At 61.4% G+C, this 19,819-nt stretch carries 20 protein-coding genes; all 20 read right to left on the bottom strand.

What is annotated here, in order from left to right; genetic code table 11:
* Positions 1-131: 131 nt before the first annotated feature.
* Entirely contained in the window at positions 132-872 is a 741-nt protein-coding gene (gene lptB, locus RIN56_05400; protein MDR7866234.1) for an LPS export ABC transporter ATP-binding protein, read from the bottom strand.
* 16 nt (positions 873-888) lie between these two features.
* The gene (locus RIN56_05395; GenBank protein ID MDR7866233.1) at positions 889-1,608 is read right to left on the bottom strand and encodes an LptA/OstA family protein; all 720 of its coding nucleotides are present in this window, start codon (positions 1,606-1,608) and stop codon (positions 889-891) included.
* Positions 1,605-2,171 carry an LPS export ABC transporter periplasmic protein LptC gene (gene lptC, locus RIN56_05390; protein MDR7866232.1) on the bottom strand — a complete coding sequence of 189 codons (567 nt, stop codon included), beginning with the start codon at positions 2,169-2,171 and terminating at the stop codon, positions 1,605-1,607. Before lptC ends, RIN56_05395 begins: the two co-directional genes overlap by 4 nt.
* On the bottom strand, positions 2,168-3,055 hold the full coding sequence (locus tag RIN56_05385; GenBank protein ID MDR7866231.1) for a lysophospholipid acyltransferase family protein: 888 nt from the start codon (positions 3,053-3,055) through the stop codon (positions 2,168-2,170). The genes lptC and RIN56_05385 overlap by 4 nt, the downstream gene beginning before the upstream one ends.
* A 56-nt stretch (positions 3,056-3,111) precedes the next feature.
* The gene (locus RIN56_05380; protein MDR7866230.1) at positions 3,112-3,657 is read right to left on the bottom strand and encodes an HAD hydrolase family protein; all 546 of its coding nucleotides are present in this window, start codon (positions 3,655-3,657) and stop codon (positions 3,112-3,114) included.
* The gene (locus tag RIN56_05375; protein ID MDR7866229.1) at positions 3,657-4,625 is read right to left on the bottom strand and encodes a KpsF/GutQ family sugar-phosphate isomerase; all 969 of its coding nucleotides are present in this window, start codon (positions 4,623-4,625) and stop codon (positions 3,657-3,659) included. Before RIN56_05375 ends, RIN56_05380 begins: the two co-directional genes overlap by 1 nt.
* Before the next feature lie 14 nt (positions 4,626-4,639).
* The gene (kdsA, locus tag RIN56_05370) at positions 4,640-5,464 is read right to left on the bottom strand and encodes a 3-deoxy-8-phosphooctulonate synthase (protein ID MDR7866228.1); all 825 of its coding nucleotides are present in this window, start codon (positions 5,462-5,464) and stop codon (positions 4,640-4,642) included.
* Positions 5,461-6,204, bottom strand: a complete 744-nt coding sequence (gene kdsB / locus RIN56_05365) for a 3-deoxy-manno-octulosonate cytidylyltransferase (protein ID MDR7866227.1) — start codon at positions 6,202-6,204, stop codon at positions 5,461-5,463. The genes kdsA and kdsB overlap by 4 nt, the downstream gene beginning before the upstream one ends.
* Positions 6,201-7,361, bottom strand: a complete 1,161-nt coding sequence (lpxK, locus tag RIN56_05360; protein MDR7866226.1) for a tetraacyldisaccharide 4'-kinase — start codon at positions 7,359-7,361, stop codon at positions 6,201-6,203. Before lpxK ends, kdsB begins: the two co-directional genes overlap by 4 nt.
* Positions 7,362-7,371: 10 nt before the next feature.
* Entirely contained in the window at positions 7,372-8,673 is a 1,302-nt protein-coding gene (locus RIN56_05355) for a 3-deoxy-D-manno-octulosonic acid transferase (protein ID MDR7866225.1), read from the bottom strand.
* Positions 8,674-8,676: 3 nt separating this feature from the next.
* Positions 8,677-10,425 carry an ABC transporter ATP-binding protein gene (locus RIN56_05350; protein ID MDR7866224.1) on the bottom strand — a complete coding sequence of 583 codons (1,749 nt, stop codon included), beginning with the start codon at positions 10,423-10,425 and terminating at the stop codon, positions 8,677-8,679.
* On the bottom strand, positions 10,422-11,573 hold the full coding sequence (gene lpxB / locus RIN56_05345; GenBank protein ID MDR7866223.1) for a lipid-A-disaccharide synthase: 1,152 nt from the start codon (positions 11,571-11,573) through the stop codon (positions 10,422-10,424). Before lpxB ends, RIN56_05350 begins: the two co-directional genes overlap by 4 nt.
* Positions 11,574-11,719: 146 nt before the next feature.
* Entirely contained in the window at positions 11,720-12,523 is an 804-nt protein-coding gene (gene lpxI, locus RIN56_05340) for a UDP-2,3-diacylglucosamine diphosphatase LpxI (protein ID MDR7866222.1), read from the bottom strand.
* Between the two features lie 52 nt (positions 12,524-12,575).
* Positions 12,576-13,397, bottom strand: coding sequence for an acyl-ACP--UDP-N-acetylglucosamine O-acyltransferase (gene lpxA, locus RIN56_05335; protein ID MDR7866221.1), 822 nt, complete (start codon positions 13,395-13,397; stop codon positions 12,576-12,578).
* A 184-nt stretch (positions 13,398-13,581) separates the two neighbouring features.
* The gene (fabZ, locus tag RIN56_05330) at positions 13,582-14,004 is read right to left on the bottom strand and encodes a 3-hydroxyacyl-ACP dehydratase FabZ (GenBank protein ID MDR7866220.1); all 423 of its coding nucleotides are present in this window, start codon (positions 14,002-14,004) and stop codon (positions 13,582-13,584) included.
* Between the two features lie 17 nt (positions 14,005-14,021).
* Positions 14,022-14,849, bottom strand: coding sequence for a UDP-3-O-acyl-N-acetylglucosamine deacetylase (gene lpxC / locus RIN56_05325; GenBank protein ID MDR7866219.1), 828 nt, complete (start codon positions 14,847-14,849; stop codon positions 14,022-14,024).
* Positions 14,850-14,925: 76 nt separating this feature from the next.
* Complete coding sequence (locus tag RIN56_05320; GenBank protein ID MDR7866218.1) at positions 14,926-15,699, bottom strand: amino acid ABC transporter ATP-binding protein; 774 nt, start codon at positions 15,697-15,699, stop codon at positions 14,926-14,928.
* Between the two features lie 12 nt (positions 15,700-15,711).
* Complete coding sequence (locus RIN56_05315) at positions 15,712-18,045, bottom strand: hypothetical protein (GenBank protein ID MDR7866217.1); 2,334 nt, start codon at positions 18,043-18,045, stop codon at positions 15,712-15,714.
* 145 nt (positions 18,046-18,190) lie between these two features.
* Positions 18,191-19,075, bottom strand: a complete 885-nt coding sequence (locus RIN56_05310) for a lysophospholipid acyltransferase family protein (protein MDR7866216.1) — start codon at positions 19,073-19,075, stop codon at positions 18,191-18,193.
* Between the two features lie 94 nt (positions 19,076-19,169).
* The gene (locus RIN56_05305; protein ID MDR7866215.1) at positions 19,170-19,799 is read right to left on the bottom strand and encodes a YjbH domain-containing protein; all 630 of its coding nucleotides are present in this window, start codon (positions 19,797-19,799) and stop codon (positions 19,170-19,172) included.
* Between the last annotated feature and the right edge of the window lie 20 nt (positions 19,800-19,819).

The raw sequence follows: 19,819 nt of genomic DNA, 5'->3' as shown, positions 1-19,819 counted from the left end.
TGACCGGAGGCTGTTCAAAAACAAGTATAGCTAGGCGCACCGGAAGGGCGCGCCGCGACGCGTACTCGAACGTACGCTGGCAAGCGCACCGAGGAGCAACGACGCTAGACGAAGTTTTGGGGCAGCCGACGTTACAGGCTGAATTTGTCGCCGAGATAGAACTTCCGCGCTATCTCGCTGGCCGCGATGGTGGCGCTGTCGCCGCAGATGAGGGTCTGGCCGTCGTTGAGGATATAGGCGTAGTCGACGATGCTGAGCGTTTCGCGGACATTGTGGTCGGTGATGAGCACCCCGATGCCCCGGTCGCGCAGGAAGCCGATGATTTCCTGGATATCGGCCACGGCGATCGGGTCAACGCCGGCAAAGGGTTCGTCCAGCAAGATGAAGGCCGGCTCGGTGGCCAGCGACCGGGCGATTTCCACCCGCCGCCGTTCGCCGCCGGAGAGCTGCGAGCCCAGACGGTCGCGCACGGCTAGGACGCCCAGTTCTTCCATCAGCGCTGCCGCCTTGTCCTTACGCTCGGCCAAGGTTAGGTCTTCCTTGAGTTCCAGGATTGCGAGCAGGTTCTCCTCGACCGTAAGTTTGCGGAAGACCGACGGTTCCTGGGGCAGGTAGCCCAGCCCGAACATCGAGCGGCGATACATCGGCAGGCTGGTTACATCTTCGCCGTTGATGAAAATCCGCCCGCTGTTAGGCCGCTCCAGGCCCACTATCATATAGAAGGTGGTGGTTTTACCGGCGCCGTTAGGGCCGAGCAGGCCAACGACTCTGCCCTGGTCGACTCTCAGGCTTACGCCGTCGACGACGTTGCGCCCTTTGTACGTCTTGACGAGGTCTTCTGTTTCAATATATTTTGCGAATAAATTGTACATCGCGTGCCGGGCCCCGTTATTGGGGCTTGACGACAAGCTTGGAGCGTCCCTGGGAGTCCATGGCTTTGTCGTCGAGATAGATGGTGAGCGTTTTGCCGGTCAGGATGTTGCCCTCCTGGACGGCGCGGGCGTTGCCGCTCATTACCACCTTGCCCTGTTCGGTCTTGGAGCCGTAGTAGACCGCCTTGTCGGAGGTGGCGTCCAGGCTGCGCTTGTCGCTGACGATATGGACATCGCCGTCGGCTACCGCCCGGTCTTCAGTGTGGAAGGCTTCGACGCGGTTTGCGGTCATCCAGCCGTCAGGCATGGTCAGGCGGGCTGCGGTCGGGACCAGCGAGTACTGGCGGTCCACCCAGTGTTCGATTTTCGGACCGGCCAGAGTATTTTCCCCTTTGATCAGCACGGCATTGCCGGTGGCCACGAGATAGTTATCTTCGAAGGAACGCACCTCGTTGGCGGTCAGGGTGGTGTCTTCCCGCACTACTTTCACGTTGCCGAAGACGTAAGCTTCTTTGCTCTTTGTGTTGTACTGGGCGTTCGCGCCGGTGAGCACCGCTTTGTCGCGGGTAAGCTTTACCGCGCCTTGGGCGTTCATGACGCCGGATTTGGCATCGTATTCGATGGTGTCGGCGATGAGTTCGACAGGTTTATCGGCCGGGGCGGATACGGCTGTGGTCGCGGCGATCAGCACCATTATCAGTGCTGTCAGCGCAGCGGCAGCGAATTTTCGTTTCATTGGGGAGTTCCTCCTTTTACAGCACGGGCATTGCCGAATACTTTCACTTTTTCGAGCTGCTCGTCGCCTTCGACGCGGTCGCCGGTTACGACGGTGTCCCCTCTCGTCATGGTTATGCCGCCGCCGCCGAAAAACTTGCGCTCCTTGGCGGCCCAGCGTGCGGTGGCGGAGGTGAATACCGCGCCGTCGCTGTTGGTGGCTTTGATATCGCCCGACATATGAATATCCCTGGTTTTGGTATCAAGTTCCGCCTGGCGGCCGACAAGGTGAAGCTTGCTGCCGTCAGCGCGGTAGAGCGTCGCTTGGAAATTGATCAGTTGGGCCCTGTTCGTACCGGGGTTCATCTGCACCGACTCGGCTTCGACCTCCCACTGTTTCTTGCCGTCCTGCTGTTCGACGATCTTGCTGCCGAAGAAGGTGATGTTGGCAGACCCGTCGTCGGCTTTCGCCTCCTGGACCACGGGAGGGGGCGGAAGCTCCGCCTTGTTGAAATAATAAAGCCCGCCAGCGATTATCAGCAGTGTGCAGGCTATCGCCCGGTATGCGCTTTTACTAAGTTTCAAGCCTGTTCACCTGCCCATTTCGTATTCCACCGTTTCTGAAACCAGAGCCACTCGTCCGGATATTGCCTGATCATGTCTTCAATTAATCTCGTGGCCTGGACGGTGAAGTTATAGTCGTCGGCCGTGTCGTCGCCGCTGAAGGTGAAGCTGAGCGGCGGTTTGACGATGATATGGTGCCCGCCCTCGGCGCGGCGGACGATGAACGCCGGCACGACCGGCACAGCCAGCCGCCGGGCGAAGACGGCCAGTCCGACGGGGGTGGAGGCCATTTTGCCGAGGAACTCGATGAAAACGCCGTTCTTGCCGGCATCCTGATCGGAGAAAAAACCCAGCACCCGTCCGTTCTTGAGGGCTTTGGCGGCGGCGACCAGGTCGGTTGTGCCGCGCGTAAACATTTCGATGCCGACAAGCTGGCGGTATTCGTTGATGATGCGGTTGTGCTGGTCGTTTGGCTGGCTTTTTACGATGCTGGCCACCGGGAAGCCGTACATGGACAGCCCGGCCCCCAGCCACTCCCAGTTGCCCATGTGGGCGGACAGCACGGCCACGCCTTTGCCCTGGGCGAGGGCTTCGTCGAGATAATGGCGGTTTTCGATCGTAATATACCGGTTGATTGTCGCCGGACGAAAAACCGGCAGGTACATCACTTCCAGGAAGGTCTGGCCGAGCTTGACGAACAGGCTGCGGATGATCCGCTCGGCCTCGGGCCGGGTAAGCCCCAGCCCCCGTTTTATCTGGTCGATGGCCCGCTCGCGCTGGCGAGCGGCGATGCGGTAATAAAGGCGGCCCAGCAGCCGGCCCAGCGCCAGAAGCCAGGGATACGGCAGCAGGCAGATTATGCGGCTGATTGTTTTGAGCAGGTAATACTGCCAAGCATTCGTCACTGCTTTCCTCCCGGTGACGCAGATAAACGTTCGTTGCGCGGTTTATCAGCTACACTTCACTGACAGGGCTTGTCCCCGCCGGGGCGGCGGTAGCTTTCGACAACCGCGGTCCACTTTCCCTGGGCTTTAAGGACGAGCTCGACGATTTCCCGCACCGCTCCGTCCCCGCCGGTGCGGCTGGTGACGTAATGGGCGGCGGCCTTGACTTCCGGCGCGGCGTTGGCTACCGCCAAGGCCAGACCGGCCCGCGCCATGACGGCGAGGTCGTTGAGGTCGTCGCCGGTGTAGGCGACCTCGTCGGCCGTCAGGTGGTGCTTGGCGAGCAGTTGTTCGAGGCGGGCGATTTTGTCCTGCGCCCCCTGGCAGATATCGGTTATCGACAGTTCGGTTCCCCGCCGGCGCACCATTTCGCTTTCCCGGCCGGTTATCAAGGCGGTTTTTAGTCCGGCCCGGTGGGCGGCGTTGATGCCGAGGCCGTCCTGGGCGTGGAAAATCTTCATGGCCTCGCCGTCGGGACCGAAGAGCAGTTGGCCCGAGGTCAGCACCCCGTCCACGTCGAAAACCAGTAGTTTGACCTGGCGGGCGCGAACCTCAGTATCCATTATACCACTCCTTGACGCAATAAGTCAGTAAGGTGAATCATACCAATTGCCCGCTGGTCGCCGTCGACGACCGGCAGCACCGTGATGGGGCGCGGCTTGTTCTTCTCCATCATGTTGAGCGCCTGGGCGGCCAGCCTGTCGGCGGTTATCGTCCGTGGGGTGCGGGTCATTATTTCCTCTACCCGCTTGTTGAGGAAGTCTAATCCCTTTTCGAGGCTGCGCCGGATGTCGCCGTCGGTGATTATGCCCTGCAGGCGTCCGTCGCCGTCGATGATCGAGGTGACGCCAAGGCCTTTGGCGGTGATGACGAACAGCGCTTCTTTCACGCTGCTGCCGAGCGGCGTAACCGGGTTGTCTTCACCGCTGTGCATGACCTGCTCGACGGTGAGGAGCAGGCGCCGGCCAAGTGTGCCGCCAGGGTGGAAGAGGGCAAAGTCTTCGGGGGTGAAACGGCGGGCGGTGAGGAGTGCGACCGCCAGGGCGTCGCCCATGGCGAGAGACGCGGTGGTGCTGGCGGTTGGCGCCAGGCCCAGCGGGCAGGCCTCCCTTTCGACCGCCACGTCGAGAAAGCCGTCGGCGTTGCTGCCAAGGGTCGATTTTTCCCGGCCGCTCATGGCGATGACCTTTGCGCCGATACGGCGGATTATGGGCAGGATGCTGAGCACTTCGTCCGTTTCGCCGCTATAGGACAGGGCGAGGACGACGTCTTCGCCTGTTACCATGCCGAGGTCGCCGTGGATGGCTTCGGCCGGATGCAGAAAAAAGGCCGGTGTGCCGGTACTGGCAAGGGTGGCGGCGATCTTCCTGCCGACAAGGCCTGATTTGCCCATACCGGTGACGATTACCCGGCCGCTACAAGCGAGGATGAGGTTTACCGCTGCCGTGAACTGGCCGTCGATGCGGGGGATGAGGGCCTGGATGGCCGCCGCTTCAACTGCCAGCACTTCTTTTGCCTGCTCGATGATCATCGGCCTGTCCCTCCCTATTTATGTTTGCGCACAACCGCGTCGATGGCCAGCAGGTCTTCGAGGAGCGGCGCGAGTTGATCGATGTACAGCATGTTGGGGCCGTCCGACAGGGCTTCCGCCGGGTTGTCGTGCACTTCCATGAACAGCGCGTCAACGCCTGCCGCCACCGCCGCCCGCGCCAGGTAGGCGACATACTCCCGCTGGCCGCTGGACGTGACGCCTGCTCCGCCGGGAAGCTGGACGCTGTGGGTGGCGTCGAAGACGACCGGGTAGCCCAGCGAGCGCATGATGGGCAGCGAGCGCATGTCGACGACGAGGTTGTTGTAGCCGAAGGTCGCGCCCCGCTCGGTGAGGAGGATGTTTTCGTTGCCTGCTTCGAGGATTTTTTGAACAACATTTTTCATGTCGCCGGGGGCCAGGAATTGGCCCTTTTTTACGTTGACGGCCTTGCCGGTGGCGGCCGCCGCGTAGACGAGGTCGGTCTGGCGGCAGAGGAAGGCGGGTATCTGCAGAATGTCGAGAACGGCGGCCGCGGGCTCGACCTGGGTAGTGCAGTGGATGTCGCTCAGGACCGGTACTTTGAGGTCGGCCTTGATGGCGGCCAGTGCGGCCAGTCCTTCCGTAAGCCCCGGACCGCGGAAGGAGTTGTAGGCCGAACGGTTGGCCTTGTCGTACGATGCTTTAAAGATATAGGGGATACCGAGTCGGTCGGCGATGGCCTTGACTTCGCGGCCGATCATCCGCGCCCGGTCTGTGCTTTCGAGGACGCACGGCCCGGCGATGAGGGCGAGGGGATTTTTGCCGCCGATGGCGATGGAGCCTATTTGCACTGTTTTCATTTTGCTGAGCCTCCTTGTGCGGCGATAATGGCGTTCACTCTTTCCAGATCCTCCGGCGTGTCCACGCCCACGGAGGTGAAGCCGGTGCTGAGGACTTTGATGCGGTAGCCGTGCTCGAGCGCCCGGAGTTGTTCGAGCGATTCGGCTTTTTCCAGCGGCGTGGGCGGCAGGGCGGCGAATTTAAGCAGAAAATCGCGCCGGTAGGCGTAGATGCCGATGTGTTTGTAGTATGTCAAGCCGTTGGCCGGGTTGCGGGGGTAGGGGATGAGGGAGCGGGAAAAGTACAGGGCGTAGCCCGCCAGGTCGGTGACTACTTTGACGACGCTCGGGGCGTGGTATTCGGCCTCGGCTAGCGGCGCGGCGAGGGTGGCCATCATCAGGCCGGGGGCCTGGTGAAATTCTCCCGCCAGTTGGTCGATGACCGCGGGTTCGATGAGCGGTTCGTCCCCCTGGACGTTGATGATGACGTCGGCGTCTTCATGGCGGGCGGCCACTTCGGCCAGCCGGTCGGTGCCGGTGGGATGCAGCGGCGAGGTCATCATCACTTCCCCGCCGAAGGCTTTGACCGCGCCGAAGACTTGCTCGTGGTCGGTGGCGACAAGCACGCGGCAGGGCAGCTTGGCCTGGCTGGCCCGCTCGTAGACGTGCTGGATCATCGGCTTGCCGGCGATCAGGGCCAGCGGTTTGCCCGGCAGGCGGGTGGACGAGTAGCGGGCCGGGATGACGCAGATTGTTCTCATTGCTTGCCTCCCCGCTCGGCCACCGATTTGATAAGGTTCATCAGTTCCTGGTAGCCGTTGTCGACGAATCGTACTTCGATGCCTAATACGTATAGGGGCAGCGGCCGGTCGGAGTGAATGAACTCGGACGGAATTTTGACCGCGTCTTTTTCGGTGGTTACGAGGGCGAATACGCCACTGTCGACTGCCCGCTGCATTACATGCTGCATTTCGGCCATTGTGTAGTCGTGATGGTCGGGGTAGCGGACCGAATCGACGATTATGGCCCCGATGTCGTTGATCGACTGCTCGAAGGAGGTCGGGTTGCCGAGGGCGGAAAATGCCAGGACTTTTTTCTTGTGGATGGTTTCGAGCGCTACCGTTTCCGGCCTGATGCCTTTGTACCAGTCTTCGATTTCGATGAAGCAGCGCGGGCTGTGGACGCTTTCGACGACCAGCGCCTGGTCGTTGTAGCGGGCGAGGGTCTCGCGGATTATGTCGCGGGCATTGTCGGTGCCCTGGTCTACCTTGGTAAGGAGAAAGACGTCGGCGCGGTTTAGGTGGGTCAGGGGTTCGCGGAGCGTGCCCCGCGGCAGGAGGAAGTTGTTGCCGAAGACATTGATGCTGTCGATGAGGACGATGTCGAGGTCGCGGGCCAGCTGCCAGTGTTGGTAGCCGTCGTCGAGGATGATGAAGTCGGCTTTGAGGTTGGCGACGGCGTAATCGCCGGTGACGTTGCGGTTTTTGCCGATGACGACCGCCACGCCCGGCAGGTTCTTCGCCAGCAGGTAAGCCTCGTCGCCGGCCTCGTTGACCGACATGTAGATGCGCCGGCCGTCGGAGACCAGGCCGACCTGGCCGCGCCAGTTGGCCCGGTAACCGCGGTTGAGGATGACGACCCGGTAGCCCAGGTCGCGGATGATGGCCGCAAGGCGCTGGGCGGTGGGGGTCTTGCCGGTGCCGCCGACGGTGATGTTGCCGAGGCTGATGACCCGGCTGGCCAGTTTATGCTGTTTCAGTATCCCGGCTTTGTAGAGGCCGAGCTTGATGTCGACACCCAGGCCGTAGACAAACGACATGAACCGGAGCACGCCGAGAAGAACGGCGGCCACCGGGCCCCGCTTATGGCCATGCACCAACTGGTAAAGATAGACTTGGACGGGTTCATGTCGGATCATACAATATCCCTCACGATCGCTGGGGGAGTGTCGCCAGTACTTCGCTGATATGCTGAACGCTGCGGATGGCAGCTCCCTGGTTTTCCCGGACGATGGCCAGCGCCTTTTCGCCCATCTCCGCCCTGGCAGAGGCGTCGCTGAGCAGACTGACGAATTTGTCGCCGAGATCGGCGCTGTCGTAAACGGTGTCGCAGGCGCCCCGCCCGCTGAATAAGGCGTAGCTGTCCTTGAAGTTGAACATGTTGGGGCCGACGAGGATGGGCTTGCCGTGAGCCGCCGGCTCGAGGATGTTGTGACCGCCTGTTGCCACCAGGCTGCCGCCGACGAACACGACGTCGCCGATGCTGTATATTTTGCCGAGTTCGCCGATTGTGTCGAGCACGATGACGTCATGGCCGCCGTCCGCCTTGTGGAGGTCGGTGCGGCGCACGGCGTTCAGACCGTATTTCTCCGCCAGGGAGACGACCTCGCTGCCCCGCAGATTATCGCGCGGCGCGAGGATAAGGCGGGCGCCGGGGATGTTTTCTCTTACTTTGTTAAAGGCGGCAAGGACAAATTCCTCCTCGCCCCGGTGGGTGCTGCCAGCGACGATGACCGGCACTTGCCCGGACAGCTTCAGGAGGCTGGCGAGTTGCTCCCGTTCGGCGGCGCTGACTTCGGTGTGCGTCTGATCGTACTTGGTGTTGCCGGTGACGAATACCCGGCGGGGCTTGGCTCCCAGGCGGATGATATACTGCGCGTCGATGGTGGACTGCATGCAGAAACGGTTGACGGTTTCGAGCATCCGGTCGAGGATGGTGAACAGGTAGCGGTAGTTGCCGACGCTCTTGTCGCTTATCCGTCCGTTGACCATCATAACCGGGATGGCGAGATCCCGGCAGGAGAGCAGGAAGTTCGGCCACAGCTCGGTTTCGACAAGGACGAACAGCGTGGGCTTAATGCGGGTTATCACCCGCCGGCTCAATAGCGGCAGGTCGAGCGGGAAGAAGATGATGCTGTCCGCTTCGGGGATGATGCGCTTGGCCATTTCGTACCCGTTGGCCGTGACGACCGAGATCAGCACCGGCACGCCGGGGAGCTGGCGGTGTATTTCTCTGATGATCGGGCTGGTGGCGACTATTTCGCCGACCGAGGCGGCGTGCAGCCACAGGCAATTCTTGCCGGCCACCGGCGCCAGGGACTCGGCGGGCAGGAAGCCGAAGCTTTGCTTGAGCCGTTCGCCGAAGCCTTTTTCGCGGATGAGACGGAAGATGAACACCGGTATGGCCGCCAGCACCAGGATGATCGTCAGAATATCGTAAAGGAATTTCATCGGTTATACCTCTTGGGACGGAGCCTCTGTCCGCGATTCGAATTGGACCTGGTAAAGCTTGCTGTAGAGGCCGCCGGTGTTTATGAGGGTCGCGTGGGAGCCCTGTTCGATTATCCGGCCCCGTTCCATGACGAGAATGACGTCGGCCCGTTGCACGGTGGAAAGGCGATGGGCGATGACGAACGACGTTCGCCCGACCATCAGCTTGTCCAGCGCTTCCTGGACGAGGGATTCGCTTTCGGTGTCAAGCGCCGAGGTTGCTTCGTCGAGGATGAGGACGCGAGGGTTTTTCAAAATGGCGCGGGCGATGGCGATGCGCTGGCGCTGGCCGCCGGAGAGCTTGGCGCCGCGCTCGCCGATCTGCGTTTCGTAGCCCTGGGGCATCTCCATGATGAAGTTGTCGGCGTTGGCAGCCTTGGCGGCGGCGATGACCGCCTCCCGCGGGGCGTCCAGGTCGCCGTAGAGAATGTTTTCGTACACCGTGCCGTTGAAGAGCATGGTTTCCTGGGGTACGATGCCGATCTGGCGACGCAGGGAGGCGAGGGTGACTGCCTTTATGTCGATGCCGTCGATGGCGATGTAGCCGGCGGACGGATCGTAAAAGCGGGGGATAAGATTGGCGATGGTCGTCTTGCCGGCGCCGCTGGGGCCGACGATGGCAACGACCTGGCCGGGCCTGGCGGTAAGCGATATATCTACAAGGGCCGGTTCCCCGGGTTTGTATTCGAAGCTGACATTATGGAAGGCGACTTCGCCGTTGATGGACGGCAGGTCGGCGGCGTCGGGCTTGTCCTGGATGTCGGGCTCGGTGTCGAGGACTTCGAAGACCCGCTCGGCCGCGGCCAGCGCCTTCTGGATGTTGCCGTACACGCGGCTTAGGCGTTTGATGGGATTGGACAGGTTGACGACATAGATGAGGAAGGCCATGAGCGCTCCGGTCGTCAGGTTGCCGCCGATGACCTCGTGGCCGCCGTACCAGATGATGACGGTTACGCCGATGGCGGCGAGGAATTCGATGAGGGGGGTAAGGGTGGCCATTAGCTGGGCGCTCTTCATCTGGGCCCGGAAGTTGTGGTAGTTTTCGCGGCCGAAGCGCTCGATCTCGTAGTCTTCGCGGACAAACGATTTGATTACCCGCACGGCGAGGACCGTCTCCTGGAGCACCGAGGTTATGTCGGCGGCGCGCTCCTGCATGACCGCCCCGGCCCGCCGCAGTTTTTTGCCGAAGACGTTGATAGCCTGGAAGACGAGCGGCAGGGTGATAAAGGTCAGGAGGGACAGCTTCCAGTGGATGAAAAACATGGCGGCCATCGAGCCCACCAGCACGACGCTTTCGGTCAGCATCTCGATGACGCTCTCGACCAGGGCGGACTGGAGGGCGGCGACGTCGTTGGTGATATAGCTCATGATGGCGCCGGTGCGCCGGGTCTCGAAGTAGGACAGCGACAGACGCTGCAGATGGCGGTAAAGGGCTTCGCGGATGTCGATGATGACCCGTTGGCCGACGAACGCCATCAGGTAGGTCTGGCCGTAGAAAAAGACGCCGCGCAGCAGGAATACCGCAATGATGCCGCCGGCGATGATGTTGAGCATAGCCATGTCCTTGGCGGTCAGGACGTCGTCGATAACGTCCTTTATGATCCAGGGCACGTAAAGGTTGGCCGCCGCGGCCATTATAATGCAGATAACGGCTACCACAACGCGGAACATATATGGCCGGACGTATTTCAGCAAGCGCAGGTATAGATTCATGCCGCTCCTCCGTGGCCGCGCGAGGCCACTTCAAGTATAACTTGGGCTACCCGTCCCACTGCGCCGCTCTCACCCAGCTTCTGCCTGACGTCAGCCAGGTCGGCGGCCATGCGGCCGCGAACGGCCGTATCGGTGACAATGGGCAGAGTTTCGCGGGCGATGTTGGCGGCGGTGGCCTCGCCCTGCAGGAGTTCGGGTACGATGCGGCGGCCGGCGACGATATTTGGCAAGCCGATGTGGGGGATTTTGACAAGCATCTTGCCCAGCAGGTAAGTAAGGGCCGCGACCTTGTAGACGATGACCGTCGGCAGGCCCAGGATGGCCGTTTCGAGGGTGGCGGTGCCGGAGGCGGCGATCGCCACGGTGCCTATATTCATCAGGTCGTAGTTGTTGCCGGCGATGAGGCGCACCTCTAATTTGTAGCCATCTATTATATTTTGCAATATTTCCCGGGAAATTGTCGAGGCTACCGGCAAAAATATTTGACAATCCGGCACTTTTTCGACGACTTTTTCCATCGCCGCCAGCATGACGGGCAGAAGTTTGTCGATTTCCTGGCGCCGGCTGCCCGGCATAAGCAGCACCACCGGCCGCGCCGGATCGGCGCCGAACAGGCGGTATGCTTCATCCTTGGGCAGCGAGGGCTTGACGATGTCGAGCAGGGGATGACCGACGAAGATTACGTCGGCGCCCGCTTGGCGGTAAACGTCGGCTTCGAAGGGGAAGATGGCGGCGACTTTGGTCACCGTTGCCGCGACCTCTTTGGCCCGGCCGCGCCCCCATGCCCACGCTGAGGGGCTGATGTAGGAGATTACCGGGATGCCCAGCCGCTTGGCGACTTTGGCCAGCCGGGTGTTGAACCCGGGGTAGTCGATGACCACCAGGACGTCGGGGCGCTCCCGCGCCAGCCAGTCGGCGAGGAAGTCCCGCAGCCGGAAGAGCTTGGGCAGGCTCTTGGCAATCTCGACGATCCCCATGACGCCGAGGTCGGCGATGTCATAGACGATCTCCACTCCGGCGACACGCATCATTGCGCCGCCCATGCCGGAGATCCGGATATCGGGCCGAATATTCCTCAGGGCGGCGGCGACGCTGGCGCCGTTGAGGTCGCCGGACGCCTCTCCGGCGGAGATAAATATCTTGTACATGGCGAATCTCCTCGGATAATACTAGTTTATCCCAAATACGCGCGGTTGTCCAAGATTACCCACGCTAAAACACGAGCCACAGGACGACAGAGACCCGGAGATAGTTTCCCTCTTCTCACAGTGTCTCTATGCCTCTGTGGCAAAAATCAGCGGGCGATAATGGTAATGTTGTTCTCGTCGGCCAGCGCCGCGACCTTGATGCGGTCCACCAGCAGCGTCCGGCCCGCCTCGATCACCAGGGCGCTTGCGCCCGCTTCGATCATGGCCCGGATTGTGTCGGCGCCTACGGCCGGTACGTCGAAGCGGGCGTCCTGGCTGGGTTTGGCGACTTTGGCGACAACCGCCCCGCCCCGTCCGAGCTGCCCGCCGCGGCGGATGCAGGCGTCGGTGCCTTCGATGGCCTCGACGGCGAGCACCGCCCTGTTTTTGACGACGACCGTCTGACCGATGTCGAGAGCGCCGATCTCCTTGGCCATGCGGAAGCCGAATTCCATGTCGGCTTCTTCGGCGGCTGTGGGCGGCCGACTGGTTATAAGGCCCGGCGGCGGCATCAGGGCGCGGATCATGGCGGTCTGGTCGAGCACGCCGAGCCCCTCGAGCGCCAGTTCGCGGACCAGGGCGAGCATTATGGTGTCGTCGCTGTTGTCGGCCAGCCCGGCGAAAAGTTGCCTGGCCCGGTCGTCGAGCTTCACCGCGCCGGTAAACAGCAGTTCTTTGGTAACCTTGCCGAGCATGGTGACTTCACGCACGCCCGAATCCTTTAGGGTGGCAATGATGCGGCCCAGTTCGCCGGCGCCGATTTCGTGGTATTTGTTCGCCACGGCGGCCAGCTCGGGGTCGACCCCCGGGACAACGCCGACGGCAATCACGGTAAAGCCCATGCCGGAGGCGGCACGGGCAAATTCTACCGGCAGTCTGCCAACGCCGGCCAGTAATCCTATTGTCTTCATCCTGATACTCCTTACGCGGCCGTCCGGTCGGTTCTCCGGCGGCTGCCGGTTTCTACTCCTCTTCGTCCCTGCGGCCGCGGCAGATACCGCGTTCGGCGTTGCGGAGGAAGCGGAGGAAGTGTTCGACTTCCTCGCAGGAGTCAAGCTCCTGCTCCATAACGGCGATCGCCTGGGGAAGGGTGAGATTGGAACGGTACAGAATCTTGTAAGCCTTCTTGAGGTTGCGGCGAGCCAGTTCGCTGATGCCGGCGCGGGCCATGCCCACGCTGTTGAGGCCGCAGACTTTGGCCGGGTGGCCGTCAACGATAACGAACGGGGGCACGTCCTGGACAACCTTGGAGGCGCCGCCGACAAAGGCGTTGCGGCCGATCTTGACGAACTGGTGCACCCCGGTCAGCCCGCTGATGATTGCCCGGTCTTCCACGATTACGTGGCCGGCCAGCGTGGCGCAGTTGGACATGATGACATGGTTGCCGAGGATGCAGTTATGAGCGACGTGGGTGTAGGCCTGCAGCAGGCAATGCGACCCGATGCGGGTTTCCTCGCCCTCGCCTGTTGCCCGGTTGACGGTGGCGAATTCGCGGATCTGAGTTTCGTCGCCTATGAAAACGTAGCTTTTTTCGCCGCGGAACTTGAGGTCTTGCGGGTCGGTGCCGATGGAAGCGCTGGGATAAATGATGCAGTTCTTGCCTATACTGGTCCAGCCGTCGATTACGGCATGGGCGCCGATCTTTGTTCCGTCGCCGATCAGGACGTTTTCGCCGATGACCGCGTACGGGCCGATCTCCACCTCTTTGCCGATGCGGGCGCCCGGATGTATGACAGCTGTTTCGTGTATTTTACGGATCGGTATTACGACAGTCTCCGGCTTCATCAGCTCATCTCCTTACTGTTGTCGCGGCGCAGCCCGTAGCCAACCGTTGTTATTTATAATCCGACTAACCAGTCGAATGGTGGCAAGAGCTATCGGCGCGAATACTGGCAAAAAATATAACTATTGCTATTTAGGACGATCTTACACATAAACTATGCCATTTATATCCTTATTGCTTCTCTTTTCAGGTGAGGGCAAACAGGAATTCTCCCTCGGCGACAAGTTCGCCGTCGACATATGCTTCGGCCCATATTTTGCCCATGGTCCCGCGCATTTTTATGATCTCGGCCACCATCCGCACTTGGTCGCCCGGCACCACCGGCTTGCGGAATTTCACCCGGTCGATGCCGGCAAAAACCGCCAGCTTGCCGGAGAATTCCTCGCCATAGAGCATCGCCACGCCGCCGACCTGGGCCATCGCTTCGAGGAGCAGGACGCCGGGCATGATGGGCTTGCCGGGGAAATGGCCCTGGAAGAATTGCTCGTTGGCGGTTACATTTTTAATGCCCACAGCTCTTTTCATGGGCTCGATTTCGATGATGCGGTCGACCAACAGGAACGGGTAACGATGCGGGATGATTGCCTGAATCTGAGGCACGGTCAACATGGTAGCAGTCCTCCTCGTCACTTTTGCGCACTTGCCGCTATTTGCTTCGCCAGCGCGGTGTTGAGCGCGTGGCTGGATTTCACTGCGATAACGTGGCCGCGGATGCGTCCGACCAGCGCCAGATCGCCGAGTACGTCGAGAATCTTGTGTCTGACCAGTTCGTCGGGAAAGCGCAACGGGGTCAGTATTCTATCGTCGTCGTATACTACCGCGTTTTCGAGGCTGCCGCCGAGCGCCAGGCCCTGCGCCTTGAGGGCCTCGACCTCGTGCATGAAGCCGATGGTCCTCGCGGGGGCGATTTCGCGGATGAACGTGTCGGCGGTGATTTCGAAGTCGCCGTACTGGATGCCGATCATGGGGTGCGGATTGACGGACGTGAAGCTGATCCGCAGGCCGTCGTACGGCAGGATGGCGATGAATTTATCGGGGCAGCGGGTCGCCTGCGCCGCCGGCAACGGGACGTAACGGCTCGGCGCCGGCAGCTCGGCGATGCCGGCTTCTTCCACAAGCTTTACGAAGGGAAGGGCGCTGCCGTCGCCAACCGGCGGCTCGGCGGCGGTTATTTCGATAAGACAGTTGTCGATCCCCAGGGCGAGGAAGACGGCCAGAAGATGCTCTACGGTGAAGACCTTGGCGGCCCCGTCCTCGAGCGTCGTAGCCCGCATGGTGGATGTCACGTTGGCGGCGGTCGCCTTCACCCGCGGCGCGCCCGGGAGGTCGGTGCGGACGAAGACGATGCCGGTGTCCGCCGCGGCGGGCTGAAGGGTGATGGTGACGTCCTTGCCGGAGTGGAGACCGATTCCCGTATAGGCGATGCTTTTGGCGAGAGTGGTCTGATAAGACATGGGCAACCTCCCGATAAACAGCTATCACTTATTCTACAAAAGATTCACTTTTCCTGCAAGTGGCAAATGAGAGGAATCAGGCGACACGTTTGCCGGCAAGGGTAAGGGCGCTGGTATTCATCTGGTATTCGATGAGTTCCTTGTAGCGCTGCCCTACCTCGGAGGCGGGGGTGACGAAGACCCTGTCCGGGACGCCTTCTTCGACGACGCGCCCTTTGTCCATGAGCACGATCCGGTCGGCGACGTGAAGAGCGAAGGGGAGTTCGTGGGTGACGACCACCATGGTGTTGGCCTGGTATTTGGCGAGTTCCTCCATAACTACGAGCACTTCTCTGACCAGGATGGGGTCCAGGGACGCGGTGGGTTCGTCCCAGAGCATCAACTCGGGTTCGAAGGCCAGCGCGCGGGCGATGCCCACCCGCTGCTGCTGGCCGCCCGACAGTTCCCCGGGCTTCTGGTCGCGGCAGTTATCAAGGCCGACTTTGGCAAGCGCGGCCACGGCCTTGTCGCTGGCCAGCTCACGCGGCATCCCGCCCATGACCAGGCCCAGCATAACGTTCTCCTCGGCCGTCAGACGGCTGATGAGGTTAAATTGCTGGAAGACGAAGCCGATGCGTTTGCGCACCGCCCGCATTTCCTCGGCGGCGATAGCGGTGATGTCGCGGCCGGCGAAGACGATCCGGCCTCCGTCCGGCTCGACGAGACGGTTGATGGTACGGATGGTGGTCGACTTGCCGCACCCCGAGGGGCCCATGAGCACGACCGTCTCGCCTTTCTTCACTTCCAGGCTGACGTCGGCTACTGCTGTAACCTTGCCGAACCGTTTGTGAAGATTATTTATAGTGAGCATAGTATCACCTCATTAACGGAATTTTACCTTGCGATTGTTTAATTTCTGCAATAGTCCCGGCCGGGCGGAGGGGATGACGATCTCGCGCATTACTTCGTCGAAGGACAGCCCGAGCGCTTCACCGGCCATGATCTCGTCGCCGGCCACCGGACTGATCTTCTCGGCGTAACCGGCCACCAATAGGCCGAGGGATGCGCCGAGCAGCGGGACGCCGATCCAGGGGAGGTAGGGGATGCCGCCGCCGGCAATGATGAACATGGCGGTGAGCATTACCCCGCCGCACGCCATGCCGTATACCCGCTCTGCGGCGCTGATGGCGGCGAATCGAGCCACCACCGCCCGCCAGCCGGTAGGTTTTGTGCGGTTGGCCAGGCGACGGCGGCGGATGACCGCCATGACCGCGGTGTGGTCGAACACCAGGAAGAGGATGGTGGCCACCATGGCGGTGATGCCGGCCAGGATGGCTTTGACCTCATGCAGTACCTGATATAGCTGGCCGCGGGCGTCCGGCTCGATGATGCCCATGGCGGTCGAGTAGAGCGCGGCGTTGCTGTGGCCGGCCTGACGCGCGACGATGGGCGCCACGGCGTCGGCGCTGACGCTGCTGGTCGTGAGGATCTGGATGCGCTCGCCGGGGATGACCTGGCCGGCGATGAATTTGTCGATGATCGCCAGAGTATGGCTGATGTCCTCGTCCTTGAGGTTGGGCGCGCTGGCCGCCATATACTGGAGCTGGGCGGTGACCAGCGGCACGTTGATTTCCTGCACCTTGTCGAGACGGCCGGTCATGTCGCGCAGGCTGGTCTTGGCCCCGGTCGCATCGAAGGCTTTCAGCGTGGCGAGGGTATTCCTGCTGCCGCTGACGACGCTGTCGATGGCCGCCGTCGCCTGGCGGGCGTTGGCCGCCACGTTGTCGAGGGCGCCGAGGGTGTTGCTGAGGCTGGCAAGGCTGCTCTGGGTGCCGGCGAGGCTGTCGATGCTGCTGCCTGCGTCCGCTTGCACCAGCTTCAATACCTTGAGGGTATTGATGAGGCCGCCGAGGCCTTTGGACGAAGTGTCGAGCTGGGCGCGGAGCGAGCTGGTGTCGATGTTGGCCAGGCCGCTGGTCGCCGCCTGGATGGTGGCGCCGGCCGACTGGACCCCGCTGAGGGTCTGCTCGACGGCGGCGATGCCGCTGTCGTAGTTGTCAAGGGCGCTGATGGCGATGCCGCTCATGTCGCGGGCATCCTTGGCAAATCCCGGTATCTGGCCGACAAGCTTGGATGTTTCGTTGAGCGCGCCCGCCAGCTCCTGGCGCGGGTTTTTGTAGCTGGCCGTGACCACGGCCGCACCGACGAGGTTCTTGTCCAGCTTGTAGCCCTGCGGGTTGACGAGGCCGCCGGCGTCGCCCTGAACAACCATGCCTTCGGCTACGCCGTTGCCTTTGATAGCGGTGACCTGCACCAGGATGTTGCTCTTGTCGGGCGGGTTGCCCGCCGCAGGCGCCGCAGGCGCAGCGCCCTGGAATACGAGGGTGTCGCCTTTGGCTAGCTTGGCGCCGCCGAGCGGGGTGAGGGTGACCTGCGAGGCGTAGGCGCTGAGAAATCTCCTCATTTCCATCATCGTGCTGACGGCATAGGTCATGTCGTCGTTTTTGCCATCAACCGATACGTTTTGCGCATACTGGATTTTGAGGTCTTGCCTGATGTCGCCGGCGATCGCCTCACCGAGGCGGATGGGGTTGGACGGTTCGCTGCCGACCGGGAAGCTGATTTCGATGACCTGGTACTGTTTCAGGAGAGCGTTGATCTGCTTCTCGACCGGGGCGCTCTTGTCAAGAGACAGCAAAACCACGCCGATCGAAGCGCCGTCGCGGAATGCGAAGCGTACGCCGTCCATCTGCATGATCCGCTCCATCAGCATGTTCTTCGCGCCTTCCGGTACGCCGCGGATGGTAAGGCGCGGGTCGGTCATTACGCCTACGCCGGCGCCGCCGGGGATGCTGCCGAAGATTTTGCCGAGGTCTTCGTAGACCTGCTTGGTCTGGTACTGTTCGGGCAAGGTGATGAAGAAGCTGGTTTTGCCGGTAAGAGTCGGCCCTTCTTTCAGCACCGCTCCTGGGAAGACGTCGCTGATTATCTTGTCAATCTGCTGGGCGGCGTCGGTTTTCATTTCCTCCCGCACATTGATGATGAGGTCGAATTCTCCGTAATCGCCGACGAAGCTGGCGAGGGTTTTGGAGAAATAAGTGTTGGCTCCCAACGATACGACGCTGGCCAGCATCGACCCCACCAGAACACTTACAATAACCAGGATGAAAATGTCGCGCTGAAAGGAATCCCGTAAAATATTCTTGGCGAAAGCCATGCGTAACCACCTCTTTTCCGGGCTTAATTATAGCACGTATATCATTTTTGTGTCCATAAGTATATACGTTTATTGCCTATTTGTATATATTGGTAAGGATGAAAAGGCCCGCCCCCTTGCGGGGACGGGCGCAAAAACACTGTGGCTATGATTCTTGGGACGCGTTCTCGGCCGGCGGCTTGGTTTTCCAGCGGTTGTGGAGCCAGAACCATTCGTGGGGATGAGCGCGGATGTGGTCTTCGAGGATGGCGTTGAGCTTGCGGGTGATGGCGAGGAAGTCGCGGTCGCGGTCGTCAGTCTTTTCTGTTGCCAGTGGCGGGTGGAAGATGACGGTGTGGGTGCCGTCGGCGTTGGCGGTGATGAAGGTGGGCACGATCATCGAGCCTTTCATCCGGCTCAGCGCGGCCGGTCCCTGGGGCGTGGAGGCGATGCGTCCGAAAAATTCGGCGAACACTCCCTGTTCTCGGGCGTCCTGGTCCATTATCAGGCCGATGGCCTTTCCTTCGCTGAGGAAGGCGATCATTTCGCGGACGCCGCTTTTATAGGTGATATGCATGCCGGTAGAGGTGCGGATTTCGTTGATCAGCTTGTCCATGGCGGCGTTGGTCTGCCGCTGGGCGACACCGACGAGCGGGTAGCCGTAAAGGGCGAGCGCCGGGCCGATGAGTTCCCAGTTGCCGCTGTGGGCGGCGGCTATGATGACTCCCTTGCCGTGGGCGAAAGCCTGGTCGAAGTGTTCCCGGCCGCGAAGGGTTACGAAGGTGCCGATATTTTCCCTGGTCAGTTTGGGGACAGCCAGTATTTCCATGAACATGCGGCCGAAACGGACGGAACTGCTTTTGACGATGGCGAGGGCGCCCTGAGCGTCCAGCCCCAGGCTGGCCATGACGTTGGCGACGGCCATTTTGCGGCGCTTACCGGGCACTAGCGGCCACAGGGCTTCGCCGATGAGGTCGCCTATTCTGTTGCGCACTCCGGCGGGCAGCAGGCAGAGCAGCCGGCATATCAGCTTGACGATGTAGTACTGCATGGCGGGCTAACCTCCATCAGGGAAAGGCTGCCTGAAGCCGGTCCGCGGCGTTCGCCGGGCGCTTCCTTGGCAGCCTCTTGGGTTTGCTGGGTCTCTAGTTGGTGAAGCTTACGCCGAAGTAGGCTGAATGGTCCCGCCAGCCGGCGTCGACCTTGAGCCCCGGGACGATCGACATCCTGGCACCGTAGTTCATGCGGCGGCCGTCGAATTCGGCGATAAGGGTTGTGGCCGGGAAGGCGTTGTTGCCGGTGAGCACGCTGATCGGGTTGATGGTTTTCTCGAGGGCGGCGAAGGTGCCGTCGAAACGGCCGTTGCCTACGCCGGCGTGAATGCGGAAGCCTAACGGCAGTGCCTTGGAGGCGACAGCGTAGTAAGAGCGCGAGCGTGAGCCGGCTATGTCTTCGACGCCGACCGACACCCCTGGTGTGAGGATTGTCTCGGGCAGCAGGCCGAGTTTGGCGTTGACGTGCGTCTTGTTGAAGCTGCTGTCGTCGTAGCGGAAGCCGGCCACACCCATTTCGAGGTTGGGCAGCAGGCCGATGTTGAAAACGCCGACTCCGCCGTCTTTGAGATGGTAGTACCCCGCCGCGAATTGGCCTTCGCGGAGTACGTCGGCCGACGGGTTGTTGATTTGGCCGGTGGAGCCGTTGACCGAAGGCGCAGCTAAGGCTGTGGCGGTGGAGACGATAAGGGCGCACAGGACGCCGAATACTATTTTCCTCATATGTCCTCCTAAGTTTGAAT

It is taken from the genome of Sporomusaceae bacterium, assembly GCA_031460455.1.
Taxonomy (GTDB): Bacteria; Bacillota; Negativicutes; order Sporomusales; family UBA7701; genus Anaeroselena.
This window is presented reverse-complemented; position numbering and strand designations above follow the sequence as displayed.